General features: G+C 72.0%; 18 protein-coding genes and 1 riboswitch. Of the genes, 10 read left to right on the top strand and 8 right to left on the bottom strand.

What is annotated here, in order from left to right; all coding sequences use genetic code 11:
• Positions 1–111: 111 nt before the first annotated feature.
• From AB0O82_RS23555 to AB0O82_RS23545, 3 genes are read right to left on the bottom strand one after another with little or no spacing between them, the layout of a single operon-like run.
• Positions 112–1,188 (bottom strand): low specificity L-threonine aldolase, encoded by a 1,077-nt coding sequence (locus tag AB0O82_RS23555; protein WP_363585907.1) that lies wholly within the window; start codon positions 1,186–1,188, stop codon positions 112–114.
• Positions 1,185–1,943, bottom strand: coding sequence for an SDR family NAD(P)-dependent oxidoreductase (locus AB0O82_RS23550; protein ID WP_350875646.1), 759 nt, complete (start codon positions 1,941–1,943; stop codon positions 1,185–1,187). The genes AB0O82_RS23555 and AB0O82_RS23550 overlap by 4 nt, the downstream gene beginning before the upstream one ends.
• Positions 1,940–3,340 carry a DUF6421 family protein gene (locus AB0O82_RS23545; protein WP_363585902.1) on the bottom strand — a complete coding sequence of 467 codons (1,401 nt, stop codon included), beginning with the start codon at positions 3,338–3,340 and terminating at the stop codon, positions 1,940–1,942. The genes AB0O82_RS23550 and AB0O82_RS23545 overlap by 4 nt, the downstream gene beginning before the upstream one ends.
• A gap of 516 nt (positions 3,341–3,856) precedes the next feature.
• On the opposite strand from AB0O82_RS23545, the gene AB0O82_RS23540 reads away from it, so the two are divergent.
• The 5 genes from AB0O82_RS23540 (at position 3,857) to AB0O82_RS23520 (ending at position 8,362) form a co-directional block, all read left to right on the top strand.
• On the top strand, positions 3,857–4,750 hold the full coding sequence (locus tag AB0O82_RS23540; RefSeq protein ID WP_363585901.1) for an ABC transporter substrate-binding protein: 894 nt from the start codon (positions 3,857–3,859) through the stop codon (positions 4,748–4,750).
• A gap of 176 nt (positions 4,751–4,926) precedes the next feature.
• Positions 4,927–5,748 (top strand): amino acid ABC transporter permease, encoded by an 822-nt coding sequence (locus AB0O82_RS23535; RefSeq protein ID WP_350875703.1) that lies wholly within the window; start codon positions 4,927–4,929, stop codon positions 5,746–5,748.
• Positions 5,745–6,500, top strand: coding sequence for an amino acid ABC transporter ATP-binding protein (locus AB0O82_RS23530; RefSeq protein ID WP_063350137.1), 756 nt, complete (start codon positions 5,745–5,747; stop codon positions 6,498–6,500). The genes AB0O82_RS23535 and AB0O82_RS23530 overlap by 4 nt, the downstream gene beginning before the upstream one ends.
• Before the next feature lie 207 nt (positions 6,501–6,707).
• Complete coding sequence (locus tag AB0O82_RS23525) at positions 6,708–7,274, top strand: DUF5134 domain-containing protein (RefSeq protein WP_363585900.1); 567 nt, start codon at positions 6,708–6,710, stop codon at positions 7,272–7,274.
• 140 nt (positions 7,275–7,414) lie between these two features.
• On the top strand, positions 7,415–8,362 hold the full coding sequence (locus tag AB0O82_RS23520; RefSeq protein WP_363585899.1) for a M56 family metallopeptidase: 948 nt from the start codon (positions 7,415–7,417) through the stop codon (positions 8,360–8,362).
• Between the two features lie 62 nt (positions 8,363–8,424).
• Here the strand turns inward: AB0O82_RS23520 and AB0O82_RS23515 are convergent, their stop codons facing one another.
• Positions 8,425–8,856 carry a MarR family transcriptional regulator gene (locus AB0O82_RS23515; RefSeq protein WP_363585898.1) on the bottom strand — a complete coding sequence of 144 codons (432 nt, stop codon included), beginning with the start codon at positions 8,854–8,856 and terminating at the stop codon, positions 8,425–8,427.
• An 87-nt stretch (positions 8,857–8,943) separates the two neighbouring features.
• On the opposite strand from AB0O82_RS23515, the gene AB0O82_RS23510 reads away from it, so the two are divergent.
• Positions 8,944–10,458: an MFS transporter gene (locus tag AB0O82_RS23510; RefSeq protein ID WP_363585897.1), complete on the top strand. Its 1,515-nt coding sequence runs from the start codon at positions 8,944–8,946 to the stop codon at positions 10,456–10,458.
• Positions 10,459–10,721: 263 nt separating this feature from the next.
• Positions 10,722–11,300, top strand: coding sequence for a TetR family transcriptional regulator (locus AB0O82_RS23505; protein WP_244293512.1), 579 nt, complete (start codon positions 10,722–10,724; stop codon positions 11,298–11,300).
• A 77-nt stretch (positions 11,301–11,377) separates the two neighbouring features.
• On the opposite strand, the gene AB0O82_RS23500 is transcribed toward AB0O82_RS23505, so the two are convergent.
• Positions 11,378–12,244 carry a helix-turn-helix transcriptional regulator gene (locus tag AB0O82_RS23500; RefSeq protein ID WP_063350131.1) on the bottom strand — a complete coding sequence of 289 codons (867 nt, stop codon included), beginning with the start codon at positions 12,242–12,244 and terminating at the stop codon, positions 11,378–11,380.
• A 418-nt stretch (positions 12,245–12,662) separates the two neighbouring features.
• On the opposite strand from AB0O82_RS23500, the gene AB0O82_RS23495 reads away from it, so the two are divergent.
• Positions 12,663–13,184, top strand: a complete 522-nt coding sequence (locus tag AB0O82_RS23495) for an ATP-binding protein (RefSeq protein WP_363585896.1) — start codon at positions 12,663–12,665, stop codon at positions 13,182–13,184.
• Positions 13,185–13,563: 379 nt separating this feature from the next.
• On the opposite strand, the gene AB0O82_RS23490 is transcribed toward AB0O82_RS23495, so the two are convergent.
• Positions 13,564–13,827: a DUF397 domain-containing protein gene (locus AB0O82_RS23490; protein WP_363585895.1), complete on the bottom strand. Its 264-nt coding sequence runs from the start codon at positions 13,825–13,827 to the stop codon at positions 13,564–13,566.
• A 559-nt stretch (positions 13,828–14,386) separates the two neighbouring features.
• Here AB0O82_RS23490 and AB0O82_RS23485 point away from each other — a divergent pair.
• Positions 14,387–15,364, top strand: coding sequence for a hypothetical protein (locus tag AB0O82_RS23485; RefSeq protein ID WP_363585894.1), 978 nt, complete (start codon positions 14,387–14,389; stop codon positions 15,362–15,364).
• Between the two features lie 434 nt (positions 15,365–15,798).
• Positions 15,799–15,959: riboswitch (cyclic di-AMP (ydaO/yuaA leader) on the top strand.
• The gene (locus tag AB0O82_RS23480; protein ID WP_363585893.1) at positions 15,946–17,340 is read left to right on the top strand and encodes a transglycosylase family protein; all 1,395 of its coding nucleotides are present in this window, start codon (positions 15,946–15,948) and stop codon (positions 17,338–17,340) included. It overlaps the preceding riboswitch by 14 nt.
• A 109-nt stretch (positions 17,341–17,449) precedes the next feature.
• Here AB0O82_RS23480 and AB0O82_RS23475 read toward each other — a convergent pair whose 3' ends face one another.
• Both AB0O82_RS23475 and AB0O82_RS23470 read right to left on the bottom strand, forming a co-directional pair.
• Complete coding sequence (locus AB0O82_RS23475) at positions 17,450–18,469, bottom strand: LacI family DNA-binding transcriptional regulator (RefSeq protein ID WP_208869121.1); 1,020 nt, start codon at positions 18,467–18,469, stop codon at positions 17,450–17,452.
• 25 nt (positions 18,470–18,494) lie between these two features.
• Positions 18,495–20,213: a glycoside hydrolase family 13 protein gene (locus tag AB0O82_RS23470; RefSeq protein WP_363585892.1), complete on the bottom strand. Its 1,719-nt coding sequence runs from the start codon at positions 20,211–20,213 to the stop codon at positions 18,495–18,497.
• Positions 20,214–20,238: the final 25 nt, after the last annotated feature.

Genomic DNA, 20,238 nt, shown 5'->3' with positions numbered 1-20,238 from the left:
TTGCCCCCGCTCTCTCGCGGCGACTCCGGAACTGTACGGGGACAGGACCGCCACATGCAAATCGCCCCCGCCCGGGGTCCCGGGCAGGGGCGATCCGATGTTCAGGCGCCGTCAGACGCGGCCCATCTCCTCGGCGATGGCTGCCACGAAGCCGTCGATGTCGGCCTCCGTGGTGTCGTACGAGCACATCCAGCGCACCTCGCCGGTGTGCTCGTTCCAGAAGTAGAAGCGGTAGTGCTTCTGAAGCCGCTCGCTCACCTCGCGCGGGAGGATCGCGAACACCGCGTTCGCCTGGACCGGGCGCACGATCTCGACGCCGTCGATCCCGCGAACGGCCGCCTCCAGCCGGCTGGCCATCGCATTGGCGTGCCCGGCATTGCGCAGATAGAGGTCGCCGGAGAGCAGCGCCTCGAACTGGACGGAGAGGAAGCGCATCTTCGAGGCGAGCTGCATCGAGGTCTTGCGCAGGAACTTGATGTTCCGCACCCGCTCGGGGTTGAGCACCACCACGACCTCGCCGAACAGCAGGCCGTTCTTCGTACCGCCGAAGGACAGCACGTCGACGCCCACGTCCGTGGTGAAGGCGCGCAGCGGCAGGCCGAGCGCTGCGGCGGCGTTGGCCAGGCGGGAGCCGTCGACGTGGACGAGCATGCCGAGCTGGTGGGCGTGCTCGGTGATCGCACGGATCTCGTCGGCGGTGTAGAGGGTGCCGAGCTCGGTGCTCTGGGTGATGGAGACCGCGAGCGGCTGCGCGCGGTGCTCGTCGCCGAAGCCCCAGGCCTGCTGGTCGAGCAGCTCGGGGGTGAGCTTGCCGTCCGGGGTGGGGACGGTGAGCAGCTTGATGCCGCCCATCTTCTCCGGGGCGCCGCCCTCGTCCACGTTGATGTGGGCGGATTCGGCGGCGACCACGGCACCCCAGCGCGGGAGCAGCGCCTGGAGGGCGACCACGTTGGCGCCGGTGCCGTTGAAGACGGGGTGGGCCTCGGCCTTGTCGCCGAAGTGGCGGCGGAAGACGTCCTGGAGGTGGGCCGTGTAGTCGTCCTCGCCGTAGGCGATCTGGTGGCCGCCGTTGGCGAGGGCTATCGCGGCGAGGATCTCCGGGTGCACGCCGGCGTAGTTGTCGCTGGCGAAGCCGCGGACGGCGGGGTCGTGCCGCCGTACCGCGTCCGTACGGGTGAGGTCGGTCATCGGGCTGTCAGCCACAGGTGCTGTCCGTTCAGTTCTGCTGCGGGGCGGTCCCAGAGGCCCGCCAGGTGTCCGGCGAGGTCGGCGGTGTCGGTGAAGCCGGCGAACTTCGCCTCCGGCTTCTCGGCCCGCATTTCGGGGCTGACCAGCGCCTTGATGACCAGGATCGCAGCCGCTGCGGTGGGCTCGCCGTCGGGGGCGGTGGTCTCCTTCTTGAAGGAGTCCGCCATGGCGAGGGTCCAGGCCTCGGTGGCAGCCTTGGCGGCCGCGTAGGCGGCGCCGCCGGCGGTGGGCTTGTGCGCGGCGGCGGCGGAGATCATCGCGTAGCGGCCGGCGGAGCTGCGGACCAGGGCGGGCTGGAAGGCCAGCGAGGTGTGCTGGAGGGTGCGCACGACGGTGTCGTGCAGGAAGTCCCAGTCGTCCAGGCGGGTGTCGAAGAAGGTCTTGCTGCCGCGCCAGCCGCCGACCAGGTGGAACAGACCGTCGACATGGCCGTGCTCGGCCTCCAGGTGGTCGGCCCAGTCGTGGACCTCCTGCGGGTCGAGCAGGTCGATCACCTGTCCGCTGACCTTGGCCCCGCGCACGGCGATGCGGGTGGCGTCCAGCGCGGATTCGAGGCGCTGGGCGTCGATGTCGGCACCGATCACGGTGGCGCCGTCGGCGGTGAGGCGGCGCAGCACCGCCTGGCCGGCCGGGCCGCTGGCTCCGGCGACGGCGATGACCTTGCCGGTCAGCGGGGACTTGGTGGTCGTGGTCACGCGGCGGCTCCCTGGATACCGGTGCCGGTGATGCCGGCGGTGGCGGCGATGACGCCGCCGAGCTTCTTGGACAGGGCCTCGTAGAACATGCTCAGCGGGAACTCGTCCGGGAGCACCGCGTCGCACAGCGCCTTGTTGAGGGCCTTGCCATCGGTGATGTCGAGCGGCAGCGCCTCGGAGCCCTTCGCCCAGGTGGAGGCGGGGTGCGGGGTGAGGTAGCGGGAGACCAGCTGGTAGGCGGCGATCCAGTGGGCCGGCTTGGGCCGGTCGATGCCGTCGCGGTAGAGGGTCTCGATCTCGGCGCAGAGCGCGTTGGTGACCTGCGGGGCCCGGTCCCAGTCGATGCTGAGGCGGTTGTCGCGCCAGCGCAGCGCGTCGTGCTTGTGCAGGTAGGCGAAGAGCAACTGGCCGCCCATGCCGTCGTAGTTGCGGACGCGGTCGCCGCTGACCGGGAAGCGGAACAGGCGGTCGAAGAGGATCGCGTACTGGACGTCGCGGGCGTGCGTGTTGCCCTCGGCCTCCAGTTTCACCGCCTCCTTGAAGGTGGTGAGGTCGCAGCGGAGCTCCTCCAGGCCGTACATCCAGAACGGGCTGCGCTGCTTGATCATGAAGGGGTCGAACGGCAGGTCGCCGTGGCTGTGGGTGCGGTCGTGGACGAGGTCCCACAGGACGAAGGTCTCCTGCGCGCGGTCCTGGTCCTTGAGCAGGCCCTCGGCGTCGGCCGGGATCTCCAGGCCGAGCTGCTGGACGGCGCTGGTGGTGACGGCGCGGAAGCGGGCGGCCTCGCGGTCGCAGAAGATGCCGCCCCAGGTGAAACGTTCCGGCGCCTTGCGCACGGCCACCGTCTCGGGGAAGAGCACGGCGGAGTTGGTGTCGTAGCCGGCCGTGAAGTCGGTGAAGGTGATCGGCACGAACATCGGGTTGTCGAAGCGGGTCCGCTCCAGCTCGGCCAGCCAGTCGGGCCACACGACGCTCAGCAGGACGGCTTCCAGGTTGCGGTCCGGGTTGCCGTTCTGCGTGTACATCGGGAAGACGACGAGGTGCTCCAGGCCGTCCTCGCGCTGGTCGGCGGGGTGGAAGGCGAGCAGCGAGTCCAGGAAGTCGGGCTCCCGGTAGCCGGTGTCGGCCCACTTGGCCAGGTCCGCGTCGACGGCGGCCAGGTAGGCGGCGTCGTGCGGGAACAGCGGGGCGAGCTCCTCGACGGCGCCGCGGACAGTGGCCAGCAGCGGGTCGACGGTGTGCCGCTGGACGGCGGACAGGTCGATCGAACCGTCCTTGGACTGCAGCGGGCGCAGCGTCTCGACGGCCTCCTTCAGGCGCAGCCAGGCCGGGTGGCCGGCGAGGGTCGAGACCGGGGCGTCGGCCGCCGCAGCGAGCCTTGGCGAAAGATTCTGCATCGGGGACTCACTTCGACAGGAGTTATTTCAACGGAGACACCATAAGTACGAAAGGTTCTCCTGTTCAAGGGGGTCGCGACCGACAAAGCTTCGGCGTGGCTCCGCCGAGACCCTGGTGGGGCCACGGGGCGCGGGCCCGCCGGCCGGGCGTCCGCCATGTGGACAGGGATCTGGATGTTCTGGACAGACGCACTGTCGGAATGCGAACCTCCCGCCATGCTCCCGGCGGTGATCACGGTGACCGAGTGCCACATCGGCCTTTTCCGGGCGCCCTCTTGTTGTCACGCCTGCTGTCGCGTGCGCGGCCTCTGCCGCCGCTGTCGCTGATCCGGCTCGGAGGGCGCCGCGGACGCGGGCCCGTACGCCGACCATGCCGTGTGTGTTCCGGCGCCGCCACCGGGGGGAAGTGACCCGCCGGGCCCGCGGCCGGCCCCGGCCCGCCCGTCGCCTCCCCTGTCCCACCCGGCCCTTGCCTCCTCCCTGTCCCGCCCGGCCCTTCCTCACTGGAGCCCTGCCATGACCATCCGCAAGCCGTCCGCCGCACTGCCCCTCGCCGCACTGCTCGCCGCGGCCGCCGCGCTGACCGCGTGCGCGCCGCAGGACGCCAAGTCCGACGGGGCCGCCGCCTCGGGCTCCTCGGGTGCGGCCGGTACCGCCGCGGGCTGCGCGCCGGGAGCGCTGGCGACCCGGACGGCGGGGACGCTGACCGTCGGCACCGACAAGCCCGCGTACGACCCGTGGTTCACCGAGGACAAGCCGGAGAACGGCAAGGGGTTCGAGTCCGCCGTGGCCTTCGCGGTGGCGGAGAAGCTGGGCTACCCCAAGGAGAAGGTCAGCTGGGTGGTCGCGCCGTTCGGCAAGGCCACCTCGCCCGGGGCCAAGGACTTCGACTTCGACGTCAACCAGGTGTCCATCAGTGACGAGCGCAAGCAGGCCGTCGACTTCTCCTCCGGCTACTACGACGTGCGCCAGGCCGTCATCGCGCTGAAGAACTCCAAGGCGGCGGGCGCGAAGAGCATCGCCGACCTGAAGGGCGCCAAGCTGGGCGCGCAGGTCGGCACCACCAGCCTCGACACCATCACCGACACGATCAAGCCGAGCGTCCAGCCGGCCGTGTTCGACTCCAACGACCTCGCGAAGGCCGCGCTGAAGAACGGCCAGGTCGAGGCGCTCGTGGTGGATCTGCCGACGGCCTTCTACATCACCGGCGCCGAGGTGCCGGAGGCGCAGGTGGTCGGCCAGTTCGCGGGGGCCACGCAGGGCGAACAGTTCGGCCTGGTGCTGGACAAGGGCTCGAAGCTGACCGGCTGCGTGTCGCAGGCGGTGGACGCGCTGCGCTCCGACGGCACGCTCGCGAGGCTGGAGAAGCAGTGGCTCTCCGACGCCGTCTCGGCACCGGTGCTCAAGTGAGCGGCGACGCGGTGGCGGCCGGTCCGGCGTCGGTCGCCAAGGGCCGGGACGGGAAGGGCCGCGCCGGGAAGGGCCGCGCCGGGAAGGGGCTCGAAGGGGGTGACCTCGACGGGGAGGGCCTCGACGGCGGCGGGGGCAAGGGGGACGACGACGGCTACCGTCCGTCCGAACGGCGGCTGGCGCACGAGGCGTACCGGCGCGGCCGGGCCCGCCGGTCGGCGCTGATGGCCGCCGGGTCGACCCTGGCGACGGCGGTCGCGCTCTACCTGCTGGTCGTCAACTCCCCCGGCTGGGAGGTGACTCGGAAGACCTTCTTCAACGCCGACTACGCCCGCCAGGCGCTGCCCGAGGTACTGAAGGGGCTGCGGCTCAACCTGGAGCTGATGCTCGGCTGCGGCGCCCTGATCCTGGTGTTCGGCCTGCTGCTCGCGGTGCTGCGGACGCTGCGCGGGCCGGTGTTCCTGCCGGTGCGGCTGCTGGCCACCGCGTACGTGGACTTCTTCCTCGGGCTGCCGATGATCATCTGCCTGCTGGTGATGATCACCGGGGTGCCGGCGCTGCGGCTCGGCGGGGTGACCACCGATCCGCTGGTGCTCGGCGGGGCGGCGCTGGTGCTGACGTACTCCGCCTACGTGTCGGAGGTGTTCCGCTCCGGCATCGAGTCGGTGCACCCCAGCCAGCGGGCCGCGGCCCGGTCGCTCGGGCTCACCAACGCGCAGGCGATGCGGTACGTGGTGCTCCCGCAGGCCGTGCGGCGGGTGGTGCCGCCGCTGCTGAACAACCTGGTCAGCCTGCAGAAGGACACCGGGCTGGTGTCGATCGGCGGGGCGATCGACGCGGTGTACGCGGCCAAGATCATCGCGGCCCGGTCGTTCAACTTCACGCCGTACCTGGTGGCGGGACTGGTGTTCATCGTGCTGACCATTCCGCTGACGCGGTTCGCCGACTGGCTGACCGCACGGACGAACCGTCGGCAGTTCCAGGGAGGTGCGGTGTGAGCGGGGACGTGCTCCGACTGGAGTCCGTGCGCAAGACCTTCGGCGGCCAGGTGGTGCTGCGCGACGTGGGGTTCGCCGTGCCCGAACACTCGGTGACGGCACTGATCGGGGCGTCCGGCTCCGGCAAGTCCACGCTGATGCGGTGCGTCAACCTGCTGGAGGGGATCGACGACGGGGCGGTCTTCCTGGACGGGGAGGAGATCACCGACCCGCGCGCGGACCAGGACGCCGTCCGCCGCCGGATCGGCGTGGTGTTCCAGTCCTACAACCTGTTCCCGCACCTGACCGTGCTGGAGAACATCACGCTCGCCCCGCGCCGGGTGCACGGACGGGGGCGGGCCGAGGCGGAGGCGGAGGCGCTGGGGCTGCTCGACCGGCTGGGGCTGGCGGCCAAGGCGAAGGAGTACCCGGACCGGCTCTCCGGAGGACAGCAGCAGCGCGTCGCCATCGTGCGGGCGCTGGCCACCGGGCCCCGGCTGCTGCTGCTCGACGAGATCACCGCGGCGCTCGACCCGGTCCTGGTCGGGGAGGTGCTCTCGGTGGTGCGCGACCTCAAGGAGCAGGGCATGACGATGGTCCTGTCCACCCACGAGATGGGGTTCGCGCGCGAGGTGGCCGACCAGGTCTGCTTCCTGGACGACGGGGTGGTGCTCGAACAGGGGCCGCCGGAGCAGGTGTTCGGCGATCCGCGGGAGGAGCGGACGCGACGGTTCCTCAGCCGGGTCGTCGCCTCGGGGCGGCTCGCGGGCTGAGCACCGGCCGGGGCGGCGGAGCGTGTGCCCGGTGGCCGCACACCGGGGGCACCACTGTGCGCCCCGGTGCGCGCCCTGCCCGCGCCCCGGCCACAGCGGTGATCGTGGACTGGACGACCGTCCAGACCGCGGTCGGCGGGCGACGGTGTGGCGGGCCGCACCGCACCGCCGCCGGCCGCCCGCCCTCTCCGCCCCGGGAGGCCGCCGTTGCACGGACCCTCGCTGATCAGCTGGCTGCTCGCGCTCCTCACCGCCACCGCCGGCGCCTACTGTCTCACCCGGCTGCGCCACTCCCCCTGCGCCGCCGACACCACTCACCACTTCGGCGCCCGCCGCCTGCTCGCCCGGGAGTCCGACGCCGCCGAGGCCCTGATGGGGCTCGGCATGGCCGCCATGGCCGTGACCGGCGGCGCCGTCCCGGCCACCGTCTGGGCCTGGGTGTTCGGTCTCCCCGCCACCACCTTCCTGCTCGCCGCCGTACGCGCCCCGGCCCGCCGGGCACACCGGCTGCACCACGCGATCGGCGCGCTCGCCATGACGTACATGGCGCTCGCGATGACCGCCACCCCCGGCCATCACCACCACGCCGCCGACGCGGGCACGCCGCTGCTGACCGGCTCCCTCCTGCTCTACTTCGGCGCCTACTCCCTGTGGGCCGGCACCCGGCTCCTGCACACGGCCTCCGGGACCGTGGCACTCGGCACCGCCGGGCTGCCCCGGGCCTGCCGGCTCACCATGGGCATCGGCATGTTCGCCATGCTCCTGACCATGTGAGCCCGGATCGATCCAAGAGCCCATCCCTGACGTGGCGTTGGTCACTGGCCGGTCGAAAGCCGTTCCTCCGGACGTCATCAGCGCATAGGTTGGCAGGGAGCGCGTTGTCGCGTTCCGTGCGTACTCGGGGAGCCCATGCGATGACTGCCCTGATCGGCCTGCTGCTGCTCGGACTGCTGCTCTCGACCGTCGCGCCCCGGCTGCTGGCCCGGGCCCGCTGGGCGGAGCGCGAACCGGTGCTGGCGCTGCTGGCGTGGCAGTGCCTGGTGGTGGCCGTGCTGCTGTGCTGCGTCCTGGGCCTGCTGCTGGCCGCCTCCGCCGCGCTGCCCGAACTGCGCGCCCTGGTGTTCTCGGGCGCCCCGCACGGCGTCGAGGCCGCGTACGGCCTCCAGGACGCCGAGGGCTGGGGCCGACTGTGCGCCGCGGTGCTGGCGGCGGGCGGCCTGCAGACGGTGCTGGCGCTCACCCGCGAAGTCCGTTCCGCGAAGGCGATCCGCGACCACCGACATGCTCAACTCACGGTCCGTGCTCCGGAGTTGCCCGAGGCCATCGCGTCCGCCCGCAGCCGCCGGGAGCGGCTGGTGGTGCTGGAGAACGTCCGCCCGGAGGCGTGGTCGCTGCCCGGCCCGGACTCCCGCCTGGTGGTCACCACCGGCGCCCTCCAACAGCTGACCGACCGGGAGTTGGCCGCCGTCCTGAGCCACGAGCGCGGGCACGTCCGGGCCCGGCACCACTGGCTCCAGCAGTGCGCACAGGCGCTCGCCTCCGGTTTCCCCGGGGTCGGCGTGTTCAGTGCCTTCCGGGCCCAGGTGGAGGAGCTGGTGGAGCTGGCGGCCGACGACCGGGCGGCGCGCCGGCACGGCCGGCACACCACCGCCCTCGCGCTGGCCGAACTCAACCTGGACCGCGGGGTGTTCGGCTCCTGCCCGCCTGGTCTGGCGCAGTCCCCGCGGCGGGTGGACCGGCTGCTCGCGGGCCGTCCTCGGCTGTCCGTCCCGCACCGGCTGCGGCTCACCGTCGTCGCCCTCGCCGCACCTGCCGCGGCCGTCCTGCTGGCCGTCGCCCCGGGGCTGACCTCGCTCCTCTGAGAAGGCCCGCACCCCTTCGGAAAGGTCCAATCCGGGCGTCGGCCCACCGAGTTGACACCAGGTCAGCTTGCCGGCGGCTCGCCCAGCGGCCCGAGCGGAGCGCCGAGGGTCAGTTCGAGCACCTCGCGATGGAGCGGCCTGGCCTGCTCGTACCGCTCCCGACCGGTCCCGGTCAGGGTGATCACGATGGCCCGCCGGTCGCTCTCGCACATCGCCCGGGTGACCAGCCCGCCCTTCTCCAAGCGTGCGATCACCCGGGACAGCGCGCTCTGGCTGAGGTGGACGGTGTGGGCCAGCTCCTGCGCCCGCAGCGCATGACCGCCGCCCTGGCACCCCTCCACCAGGCGCTCCAGCACCTCGAACTCGCTCACGCCCAGCCCGCACTTGTCACCCAGCTCGCGATCGAGCATGCAGGCCGTGGCGGCATGCCGGGCCAGCAGGTCGCGCCATTGCGCGACGAGACCGGCCTCCGCCGGGGAGTCGAGATCAGCCACGGTGCCACCCTAGCACGTGCGCCGTAAAATTATGTGTTCACATCTTATTCATTTGCATTGAATGCACACGCATGTACTGTCCTCCCCATGACCACCGCGACCGCCACGTCACCCGACGCCCCGTCAACCAGCGGGCTGAGCTGGACACCCCGCCTCTGGGGCACCCTGATCGTGCTCTGCGCCGCCATGTTCCTGGACGCCCTGGACGTCTCCATGGTCGGCGTCGCCCTCCCGTCCATCGGCTCCGAGCTGCACCTCTCCACCTCCGCCCTGCAATGGGTGGTCTCCGGCTACGTGCTCGGCTACGGCGGCCTGCTGCTGCTCGGCGGCCGCGCCGCCGACCTGCTCGGCCGCCGCCGGGTCTTCCTGGTCGCCCTGGGCGTCTTCGCCGCCGCCTCGCTGCTCGGCGGCCTGGTCGACGACGGCGGGCTGCTGATCGCCGCCCGCTTCCTCAAGGGCGTCAGCGCCGCCTTCACCGCCCCCGCCGGCCTGTCGATCATCACCACGACCTTCGCCCAGGGCCCCGCCCGCAACCGGGCGCTGTCGATCTACACCACCTGCGGCGCCAGTGGCTTCTCGCTCGGCCTGGTGCTCAGCGGGCTGCTCACCTCGGTCGGCTGGCGCTGGACGTTCCTGATGCCCGTTCCGGTCGCACTGCTCGCCCTGCTCTTCGCGGTCCGGCTGCTCCCCCGCCCCGCCGAGGAGCGCGCCAAGGGCGGCTACGACGTGCTGGGTGCGATCACCGGCACCGCGACCGTGCTGCTGCTGGTGTTCACCGTCACCGAGGCGCAGGGCGTCGGCTGGCTGAGCCTGCGCACCGTCGGCTCGCTGGTCGTGGTCGCCGCACTGGCCGCCGCCTTCCTGCTGGTGGAGAGCCGCACCGCCCACCCGCTGGTCCGACTCGGCATCTTCCGCAACGGCTCGGTCGCCCGGGCCAACGTGATCGCCTTCGCCATGGCCGGCGCGTACGGCGGGTTCCAGTTCGTCGTCACGCTCTACCTGCAGCACCTGCTGGGCTGGTCGGCGCTGCAGATGGCCCTCGGGCTGCTGCCGGCCGGCGCGTTCATCGCGCTCTCGGCACCGTTCATGGGCCCGATCGTGGACCGCTTCGGCACCGGCAGGCTGCTGCCGATCGGCCTGCTGGCCCTGGTCGGCGCGTTCGCACTGTTCCTGCGGCTGGACGAGCACAGCTCGTACCTGGGTCTGGTCCTGCCCTCGATGCTGCTGCTCGGCGTGGGCTTCGCGCTGGCCTTCCCCTCGGTGAACATCGCCGCCACCGACGGCGTGGGCGACGAGGAGCAGGGTCTGGCCTCCGGCCTGGTCAACACCGCGATCCAGGTCGGCACCGCGGTGGTCCTGGCCGGCGCGACCGCGATGATCGCCGCCGGCAGTGCCGGCGGCGACAGCCCGCAGGCGCAGCTGGACGGCTACCGGCCGGCCCTGGTGTTCGTCACGGCGGTCGCGCTGTTCGGCCTGCTGATCGCCGCGGTGGGCGCCCTGGTCGACCGGCGGCGGACGTCAGCTCCCGCGCCGGTGCGGGACTACGATTACCCCCCGGTCGGGTCGAGCACGGCGCGGACCGAAGTCCTGACCAACCGCTGACCGTCGACCGCCGCCCGGGGCCGGCCCCCCGGCCCCCGCCGTCGGACAATGGCGCCGGCTCCACCAAACCCCCGTTTTGGTGGAGCCGGCCGTCTTCTGTACCGGGCGCCCGAGCGGCGCCCACCGGCGCGCGGTTTCACGGTGCGACTACCGGCTCCGCCAGTATATTGGCCCGGAGCCAACGAACGTTCGGAGCAGACACGATGGCACCTCGCGGGGATTCGGTCAATGAGGAGATGCGGCAACGCTCCCGTCTGCGCATCATGCGAGCCACCGTCGAACTGGTCGACCGGCACGGATACGCGGGCACCACGCTGACCGACATCGCCGAGCGGGCCGGGCTCGCGCGCGGGCTGCTCTCCTACTACTTCGACGGGAAACGGCTGCTGATGCAGTCGGCGACGCACCGGATGATGCACCAGTCGCTCTCCGGCGCGCTCGCCGAGCTGACCCCGGACGCCACGCCGGCGGCCCGGCTGGCCCGCGCGATCGACGCGGTTCTCACCCTCGCCCTGGAGCATCCGCGGGTGATGCGCTCGCACCTCGCGCTGATCCTGGACCCGGACTCCGGCGCCTTCGTCCAGGACCCGGAGCAGCAGCAGCTCGGCGCGATCCTCCAAGGCCTGCTGCTCGACTGGGGCGCACCGGACCCGGCCGCCGAGCACGCGGTGCTGCGCAGCGCGCTGATGGGCGGCTGCATCGGGGTGCTGCTGCCGGGCGCCGAACTCCCGCTGGCACTGATCCGGGCCGACCTGTTCCGCCGCTACGACCTGCCCTGGGAACTGGGCACCCCGCCGCAGGCACTGCCGCCGGAACGCGAACGGCCGCCGGCCCGCGGCTGACGGCGGGTGGACGGCGGCTCGGTGTCCGGGCGACCGATCGCGGGAGCCGGACCCGTACGCTCTGCCGGGAGTTCCTCTCAGCGCTCCTTGAGGATCGACGCCAGCAGGTCCACGGTCCGCTCCGGCGTGAGGCTGTCCACGCAGAGCCGCTCCATGACCTGGATGTACGCGTCGACGTCGTCCCGCTTGTCGAGGTACAGCGCGCTGGTGAGCTGCTCCAGGTAGACGACATCCGCGAGGTCCTGTTCAGGGAAGCGCAGGATCGTGAACGCCCCGGACTCCCCCGCGTGCGCGCCGAATCGGAACGGCATCACCTGGATCACGACGTTGGCCTGCTCGGCGACGTCGATCAGGTACTGCACCTGGCCGCGCATCACCTTGGGCCCGCCGACGGGGCGGCGCAGCGCGGCCTCGTCGATCACGGCCCACAGTCGCGGGCTGGCGCCCTCGGTCAGCAGCTTCTGGCGACGCAGGCGGAGGCTGACCCGCCGCTCGATCTCCTCCTCGCTGACGACCGGCCGACTCTGGCCGAAAACCGCCCGTGCGTACTCCTCGGACTGCAGCAGTCCGGGGATGAACTGCACCTCGTAGGTGCGGATCAGCTGGGCGGCCTCCTCCAGGCCGACGTAGGTCTGGAACCAGCCCGGCAGCACGTCGTTGAAGCTGTGCCACCAGCCGGACTTGTTGGCCTCGCGGACCAGCCCGAGCAGTGCCTCCCGCTCCAGGCCGTCGTCCACGCCGTAGAGGCTGAGCAGGTCGGCGACGTCGCGCTCCTTGAAGCTGACGCGGCCGAGTTCCATGCGGCTGATCTTGGACTCCGAGGCCCTGATCGCGTAGCCGGCGTCCTCGCGCGTGATGCCGCGCGTCTCACGCAGGCGACGCAGCTGAGAACCGAGGAGGATCCGGCGGACCATCGAGCCGCCGCCCGGCTGAACTGTGGTCATGCGGTCGAAACCTCCACCTAGGGCAAACAGCGCACAGTCTGCCATCAGTTGAGCGCTCACGGTGCCGATACTGACGGATGTTCCTATCAGTTCCACACTCCACACACCAGGATGCACGTGCATCCGGCGCTTGCATATGCCAATAGTGCGACTGCACGTGAATCGACTCTTGCATCTGCAGTGAGCGCACACCACCATGGTGCACGTGCACCTGCACATCCCTGGCATTCCCGCGGGCTCCGCGTCGACCCCACGCGCGACTCCGTGCACCGACCCGGCAGCGTTCCCCCGCGCCACCGGGGGTTCGTGTGCGCGCGCGCTGGTCGAGGGGGCGGCCGAGCGGCCGAGCGAGTCGGAGGTGACCGGCATGACCCCGGCGGGTCCAGCCGTGTCCGCCCCCTTATGGGAGGAGCTCTTCATGAGCACCGGTACGGCTTTGGCGGTTGACCCCCATGTGGTCACCTGTACGCTCGCTCCTCGCTTCGAAGCCGTCAGAACCGCGCGCGACTTCGCCAGAACCTCTCTTCAGCGCTGGGGCCTGATGGAGCTGTTCGACGACGTCGCGCTGGTGGCCTCGGAGCTGGTGACCAACGCACTGCGGCATGCGATCGGCGCACGGCCCGACCCTGCGGGTGGCGTCCAGGGCGAGTACGACTTTCCCATACAGCCGACCCCTGAGGGCCGGCTGCCGATCCGAATAAGCCTGGTCCACCGCTCCCCCCAGGTGGTCTGCGCGGTGAGCGACCCGAGCTGCATCGGCCCGGTCGCCCGGGAGGCGGACTTCGTCGCCGAGTCCGGCCGCGGACTGCACCTGGTGGAGTCCTTCAGCCGCTCCTGGGGTTGGCACCCGCTGGGCAGCGGCAAGGTGGTCTGGGCCCTGTTCGAGGCGGAGCCGGCCACCGGTTCCGAACTCGGTGGACGGCACCGGCGCTCGGCCTAGCGCCAGGCGGCGCGCGGCCGGCCGAGGGAGGCCCCGGGAGGACCGCACCCCGGGCTCCGCGGAGCGGATCGGCGGGCCTGGCACAGGTGCGCCACGGGCTCCGGCCCAGCCCTCAGGGCGATTTCCACGACGATTCCCGGGCCTGTCTCCCGGACGAGCCGGCCGGACCGACGGCCGGGCACCCCGGCGGCCCGACTCCCGTCCACGTCCGGGCCCCCAGCCGTGCGCGGGACCACCCGCCACACCTGCGCGCGGTCGGCCGCGAGAACGGCCGCCACGAGAGCGCCCGCCATGTGGCCCCGGACCGGCCCCGGACAAGACAAAGGCCGTCGCGGTGTCAGCACCCACGACGGCCCCCCGATGGCAGGACGGCGGCCGGTCAGACCGCCAGGTGGTCGAACTCCCCGTCCTTGGCCCCCAGCAGCAGGGCGGCGATCTCGGCCCGGGTGTAGATGAGCGCCGGACCTTCCGGGAAGCGCGAGTTGCGCATCGCCACATCGCCCCCCGGCAGGGCCGCGAACTCGACGCAGTTCCCCTGGGAGTTGCTGTGCAGGCTCTTCTGCCAGACAACCCCCTTGAGGTCGGCGGCCGCCATCCCGTTGTAGGTGTCGTACGAGCCGTACGTGTCCTGCGAGTCGTGCATAGAAATCTCCCGAAGAGCTCCGGAGTGGTCGTCCAGCGCGGCGCTCCCGGCACCCGCCGAACGAACGGACCGGCCCCGTACCGGCCCGGCACAACGCCTCACTTGACGCGATGATAGCTGCTGTGCACGTGCATCAGCACGGGACATTGCAGGTGCACGAGGCCTTTCACCGGCAGTTCTGAACTCTTCACGGACCCTTCTCCTGACGGTACGTAAACGGACATAGCCGAGTGAATCGCCAGATTCTCGATAACCGGCCGTGAGCGATTCCCCGCTGAATGTTGATCTTCAGACGCCCGGAGTCGCGCCTTCGTGACCCTCCGTCAGGCGACCTCCCGGCTGTGAGACATCTCACGCGCCACAGAAGCAACTCGACGCCCCGTCGGACACGTCAGGGCAACCAGCGGTGATCGCTCGAAGGCTGGGTGAGATATGTCCGGATTGCGGGCAAACCGCCCGGACGGACACGACGGGAGCGCGGCGCACCCGCCATGACCACGTGAAACTCGAACGGCAGCCGAATGCAGGCCTGACGGGCCGATGTCCTACGATCTCCGGCATGAGCACCGCAGCCATCCCGGGCGCGCCACTGCCCGTCCGCACTCCAGGCTCCCGTGCGCGGGGGCGCCACCGTCGCCCCGAGCGCCCCGAGATCCCGGCCGGATCCCCGGCCCTGGTGCTCGCCGTGCCCGCGACCGCCGGGCCCGAGTCCCGCTCGGTCGTCGAGGAGCTGCTGTCGATCGTCCGCAGCGAGCAGGGCGACATCCAGACCGCCGTCGGCTACCTCCCGGGCGAAGCCGCCCAGGGCGCCGACAGCGACGACCGCACCGTCGCCGAACTGCTGGCCATGGCCGCCGAGGCCGGCCTGCCCGCGCCGGTCCTGGTGCCGCTGGTACCCGGCCCGCACGGATTCCTGACCGAACTCCACGCCCTCGCCGCCGAGTACGGAGCCCCCGTCACCGACGTGCTCGGCCCGCACCCGCTGCTCGCCGAGGCCGTGCACGTGCGCCTGTCCGAGGCCGGCCTGGCGCGTGCCGACCGGGCCCGGCTGTTCGCCATCGCGACCGCCGCGGACGGCGTCGTGCTGACCACCGTCGGCGGCGAGGAGGCCGCTGCCGCTGCCGGCATCACCGGTGTCCTGCTGGCGGCCCGGCTGGCCGTCCCGGTCGTGCCCGCCGCGCTCGACGTGCCGGGCTCGGTCGCCGCGGCCGTCAACCACCTCAAGGAGACCGGCTCCCAGCGCCCGGCGCTGGCCCCGCTGGTGATCGGGCCGGAGGCCGACTCCGAGCTGCTCGCCACGGCCGCCGAGGAGACCGGCTGCCCGTCCGCGGCGCCGCTGGGCGCCTACCCGACGGTCGGCCAGCTGATCGCCTCCACCTACCTGGCCGCGCTGCCGGCGCCCTCCCCCGAGGCCCTGACGCGGGCCGAGGCCGAGGCGGCGGAGGCCGCCGAGGGCACCCACGCCGACCACTCCGGCCGGGGTGGTCGCGCCGCTCACGCCGCTCACGCCGCCGCCGAGGAGTCGGCCGGCCAGTAGTAGCGGTCACCGCACGTGTGAAGGGCCCGGAACGGCTACGTTCCGGGCCCTTCCCGCTTGTCCCGTAAGGGAGTTAAAGGACGAATAGGTGTGATGTCCGTTCTATCCGCATTTGTTCACCATCGCTCGACGCACCCCCCGACGGCCACAGTGCGGACACGCCGCTCTCCCGACGGGCGGGCCCCCAGGCGACCCGACCCACCGTCACCCGCCTCCTGAAACGCAGACAGTTGCGCGCACCCTTCGCGGCGTTGCCGGAAATCGGTCATTTCCGATCATGACAAGTGAGGGGAACGACCGTTCTCGCCAAACCGTGATGCGCGTCACAGGTGTTTGCAGTTTGAACTTAAGTCTGCTTAACGTGCTCCCCGTTCGTGGCCACACGAACCCAGTTCATCCGCGACGCCGAGTCCTGCCGTCGGATGTCCTGGCAGCGCGAAAACGCACCACGGCAGGAGCGGGGGACCCACAGGTAAGTCGCCCCGGACCGTTCCCCGGAACGATCCAGGGCTAGGGGTGAAGCCGCGCCCACAGCGCGGCCGGGCAACTCCAGCCCGAATCCGACAGCTCACCTCGCAGGCGTGGGAGAGGACTGCGTCTTCATGCTGCCCACCAACGGCACCCGTCTGTCCAGTCGTACCCGACGCGTGATCGCCGCCGTCGGCGTCGCGGGCGTCGGCCTCACCATCCCCTGCCTCACCTCCGGCACCGCCTCCGCCGCCTCCGTCGCCACCTGGGACAAGGTCGCCCAGTGCGAGAGCACCGGCAACTGGAGCATCAACACCGGCAACGGCTTCTACGGCGGCCTGCAGTTCACCTCCAGCACCTGGGCCGCCTTCGGCGGCACCGCCTACGCCCCCCAGGCCAACCAGGCCACCAAGGACCAGCAGATCGCCGTCGCCGAGAAGGTCCTCGCCTCGCAGGGCCCCGGCGCCTGGCCGGTGTGCTCGGTCCAGGCCGGCCTGACCAAGGGCGGCACCCCGGCCGCCGTCGACACCTCGGCCGGCTCGACCACCGGCTCGGCTGCCGGTTCGACCGCCACCAAGCCCGCCGCGAAGCCGGCCGCCCCGGCCGCCAAGCCCGCGCAGACCCAGACCCCGGCCCCGGCCGCGAAGCCCGCCAAGCCGGCCGCACCGGCCCAGGACCAGGCGCAGGCCCCCGCCGACTCCACCAACGGCACCTCGGCCCAGAAGGGCCAGAGCCAGGCCCGGAACAGCGCCCAGCCCCAGGCCGACGACTACACCGTCGCCTCCGGCGACTGGCTGTCCTCGATCGCCGACAAGCACAACCTCCAGGGCGGCTGGCAGCGGCTGTACGAACTCAACCGCGGCACCCTGACCGAGGGCCCGGACTCCATCTACCCGGGCCAGCGCCTCTCGTTCAAGGACGGCGGCCAGGCCCAGCAGTCGGCTCAGGCCGACCGGTCCGGCTCCGGCTCGTCGGCCACGTCCGGCTCGGACTTCACCTGGTTCGACCGCTCGCAGAAGTCCGGCCAGACCTCCAACGGCGCTGTCGCGAGCGCCAAGCCGGCCGCCCAGCCCCAGGCCCCGGCCACCAAGCCGGACTCCAAGCCGGCCGCCCAGGCTCAGACCCCGGCTCAGACCCCGGCCGCCACCGGCAGCATGGCCGCCGCGGTCTCCTTCGCCCAGTCGAAGGTCGGCCAGGCGTACGTCTACGGCGGTACCGGCAACGGCGGCTGGGACTGCTCCGGCCTGACCCAGGCCGCGCTGCGCGCCGCGGGCGTCTCCGTCCCGCGCGTCGCCGCCGACCAGGCCGCCGCCAGCACCCGCGTCTCGCTGGACAGCCTGCAGGCGGGCGACCTGCTGTTCTGGTCCAACAACGGCCAGAACTCCGGCGTCTACCACGTCGCGATCTACATCGGCGGCGGCCAGTACGTCGAGGCCGCCAACCCGAGCTCGGGCGTGCGCCTGCAGACCGTCGCCAACTGGGCGCCGGACTTCGCCGGCCGGGTCTGAGCACGACCGACGGGTGACAGCCGACAACTGACGGCTGACCCGGCACCCTGGCGGCACACAACGGGCCCCGGAGAGCAACTGCTCTCCGGGGCCCGTCCGTTGACCGTCCTCAGCGCGCGCAGGCCCCCGTGGACCCGCGCATGACCAGCTCCGGCTGGAACATGAACTCCCCGCGCTGGACCGCGTTTCCGCCGACCTCCTCCAGCAGCGCGTCCACCGCCGCGGTCGCCATCGCCTCGACCGGCTGGCGGATCGTGGTCAGCGGCGGCTCGGTGAAGGCGATCAGCGGCGAGTCGTCGAAGCCGACCACCGAGACGTCGTGCGGCACCGACAGCCCACGCTGCCGCACCGCCCGGATCGCCCCGAGCGCCATCATGTCGCTGCCGCAGACGATCGCCGTGCAGCCCTTGTCCAGCAGCGCGCCGGCCGCCGCGTGCCCGCCCTCCACGCTGAACAGCGTGTGGTGGACGAGTTCCTCGGCCTCCTCCTGGCTCCGTCCCAGCACCTCGCGCATCGCCGCCGTGAAGCCCTCGATCTTGCGCAGCACCGGCACGTACCGCCGCTGCCCGACCGCCAGCCCGATCCGCTCGTGCCCGAGTTCGGCCAGGTGCTGGACGGCCATCCACATCGCGGCCCGGTCGTCCGGCGAGATGAACGGCGCGTCGATCCGCTCGCTGTAGCCGTTGATCAGCACGAACGGCACCCCTCGCCCGGTCAGCCGGGCGTAGCGGTCGTGGTCGGCGGTGGAGTCGGCGTGCAGCCCGGAGACGAAGACGATGCCCGCCACGCCCCGGTCGACCAGCATCTCGACCAGTTCGTCCTCGGTGGACCCGCCCGGTGTCTGGGTGCACAGCACCGGGGTGTACCCGTGCCGGCTGAGCACCTGCTCGATCACCTGGGCCAGTGCGGGGAAGATCGGGTTGCTCAGCTCCGGCGTGATCAGCCCGATCAGGCCGGCGCTGCGCTGGCGCAGTCGGGTCGGCCGCTCGTAGCCGAGCACGTCGAGCGCCGCCAGCACGGTCTGCCGGGTGGCGGCGGAGACGTTCGCCTTGCCGTTGAGTACGCGGGAGACGGTGGCTTCGCTGACCCCCGCCTGCGCCGCGATGTCTGAGAGTCGCGCCGTAGTCACGGTCCCAGAGCCTATTGCAACCACGTCAGACCGCCCACCAGCCGGTGCTGTCCGGCGCGAGCACCGTCTCGCCGCCGTCGACCACCAGCTCCACCGAGGAGAGCAGCAGCTTTCCGGGCGCCGCTATCCGGACCGGCTCGTCCGTGGCGTTGACGGTGCAGACGAAGGAGCCGCGGCGGAACGTCAGGGTCCCCTCGGGGCCCTCCAGCCACTCCACGGCCGTCCCGGCGCCGAGGTCGTCCTGGGAACGGCGGACGGCGAGCGCGCTGCGGTACAGCTCCAGGGTGGACGCCGGGTCGCCGGTCTGCGCCTCGACGCTCAGCGCGGCCCACTCGGCCGGCTGCGGCAGCCAGGACGGCCCGCCGGCGACCGGGCCGAAGCCGTACGGGGCCTCGGTGCCGGACCACGGGATCGGGACGCGGCAGCCGTCGCGGTAGCCGTCCTGCCCGGCCTTGCGGAAGAACGACGGGTCCTGGCGGACCTCGTCCGGCAGGTCGGTGACGTCCGGCAGACCGAGTTCCTCGCCCTGGTAGATGTACGCGGAGCCGGGCAGCGCGAGCATCAGCAGGGTGGCGGCGCGGGCCCGGCGCAGGCCGAGCTCGCGGTCGCCGGGCGTGCGGATCTGGGTGCCGAGGCCGGGCGGGTTGGCGAAGCGGGTGGCGTGCCGGGTGACGTCGTGGTTGGACAGCACCCAGGTGGTCGGGGCGTCGACCGGGCGCATCGAGTCGAGCGAGACGTCGATCACCTCGCGCAGCGCGGCGGCGTCCCAACCGGTGCCCAGGTACTGGAAGTTGAAGGCCTGGTGCAGCTCATCGGGGCGCACGTAGTTGGCGGTGCGCTGGACGGTCGGGGTCCAGGCCTCGGCGACGCCGATCCGCTGGCCCGGGTACTCGTCGAGGATCTTGCGCCAGCTGCGGTAGATCTCGTGCACGCCGTCCTGGTCGAAGAACGGCATGACGTCGTTGCCGAGCAGCTTGAGCTGGTCGGAGCCGCCGAGGTCGGGCAGGCCGGGGGCCTTCACCAGGCCGTGGGCGACGTCGATGCGGAAGCCGTCGACACCCATGTCGAGCCAGAACCGCAGGATCGAGCGGAACTCGTCGGCGACGGCCCGGTTCTCCCAGTTGAAGTCGGGCTGCTCGGGGGCGAACAGGTGCAGGTACCAGTCGCCGGGGGTGCCGTCCGGGTTCTCGCTGCGCGTCCAGGCCGGGCCGCCGAAGATGGACTCCCAGTCGTTGGGCGGCAGTTCGCCGTTCTCGCCCTTGCCGGGGCGGAAGTGGTACCGCTCGCGCAGCGGGGACTCGGGGCCCTCGCGCAGGGCGCGCTGGAACCACTCGTGCTGGTCCGAGGAGTGGTTCGGGACGAGGTCGACGATGATCCGCAGCCCCAGCTGGTGGGCGTCCCGGATGAGCGCGTCGGCGTCCAGCAGGCTGCCGAACATCGGGTCCACGGCGCGGTAGTCGGCGACGTCGTAGCCCGCGTCCGCCTGCGGCGAGGCGTAGAACGGCGACAGCCAGACCGCGTCCACGCCGAGGTCGCGCAGGTACGGCAGGCGGCTGCGGATGCCGGGCAGGTCACCCATGCCGTCGCCGTTGGAGTCGGCGAAGCTGCGCGGGTACACCTGGTAGATGACCGCGTCCCGCCACCAGCCTCTGGACGCGCCGCCAGTCGCAGGAGCCGGGGTGACCGCCTCGTGGGCGGCGGCGTCGGCGGCAGGCCGGGAGGTGTCGGCCAGGTTCTGGGTCATGGACGGTATCCCTTGGGGACTAGAG

Source organism: Kitasatospora sp. NPDC088264, from assembly GCF_040685715.1.
GTDB lineage: Bacteria > Actinomycetota > Actinomycetes > Streptomycetales > Streptomycetaceae > Kitasatospora.
This window is presented reverse-complemented; position numbering and strand designations above follow the sequence as displayed.

Bases quoted from the DNA above. Each gene is read 5' to 3' on its own strand.
- AB0O82_RS23510 (WP_363585897.1), top strand. From the start codon at position 8,944: ATGACCACCGCGACCGCCACGTCACCCGACGCCCCGTCAACCAGCGGG.
- AB0O82_RS23505 (WP_244293512.1), top strand. From the start codon at position 10,722: ATGCGAGCCACCGTCGAACTGGTCGACCGGCACGGATACGCGGGCACC.
- AB0O82_RS23495 (WP_363585896.1), top strand. From the start codon at position 12,663: ATGAGCACCGGTACGGCTTTGGCGGTTGACCCCCATGTGGTCACCTGT.
- AB0O82_RS23485 (WP_363585894.1), top strand. From the start codon at position 14,387: ATGAGCACCGCAGCCATCCCGGGCGCGCCACTGCCCGTCCGCACTCCA.
- AB0O82_RS23470 (WP_363585892.1), bottom strand. From the start codon at position 20,213: ATGACCCAGAACCTGGCCGACACCTCCCGGCCTGCCGCCGACGCCGCC.
- AB0O82_RS23540 (WP_363585901.1), top strand. From the start codon at position 3,857: ATGACCATCCGCAAGCCGTCCGCCGCACTGCCCCTCGCCGCACTGCTC.
- AB0O82_RS23555 (WP_363585907.1), bottom strand. From the start codon at position 1,188: ATGACCGACCTCACCCGTACGGACGCGGTACGGCGGCACGACCCCGCC.
- AB0O82_RS23490 (WP_363585895.1), bottom strand. From the start codon at position 13,827: ATGCACGACTCGCAGGACACGTACGGCTCGTACGACACCTACAACGGG.
- AB0O82_RS23520 (WP_363585899.1), top strand. From the start codon at position 7,415: ATGACTGCCCTGATCGGCCTGCTGCTGCTCGGACTGCTGCTCTCGACC.
- AB0O82_RS23545 (WP_363585902.1), bottom strand. From the start codon at position 3,340: ATGCAGAATCTTTCGCCAAGGCTCGCTGCGGCGGCCGACGCCCCGGTC.
- AB0O82_RS23500 (WP_063350131.1), bottom strand. From the start codon at position 12,244: ATGACCACAGTTCAGCCGGGCGGCGGCTCGATGGTCCGCCGGATCCTC.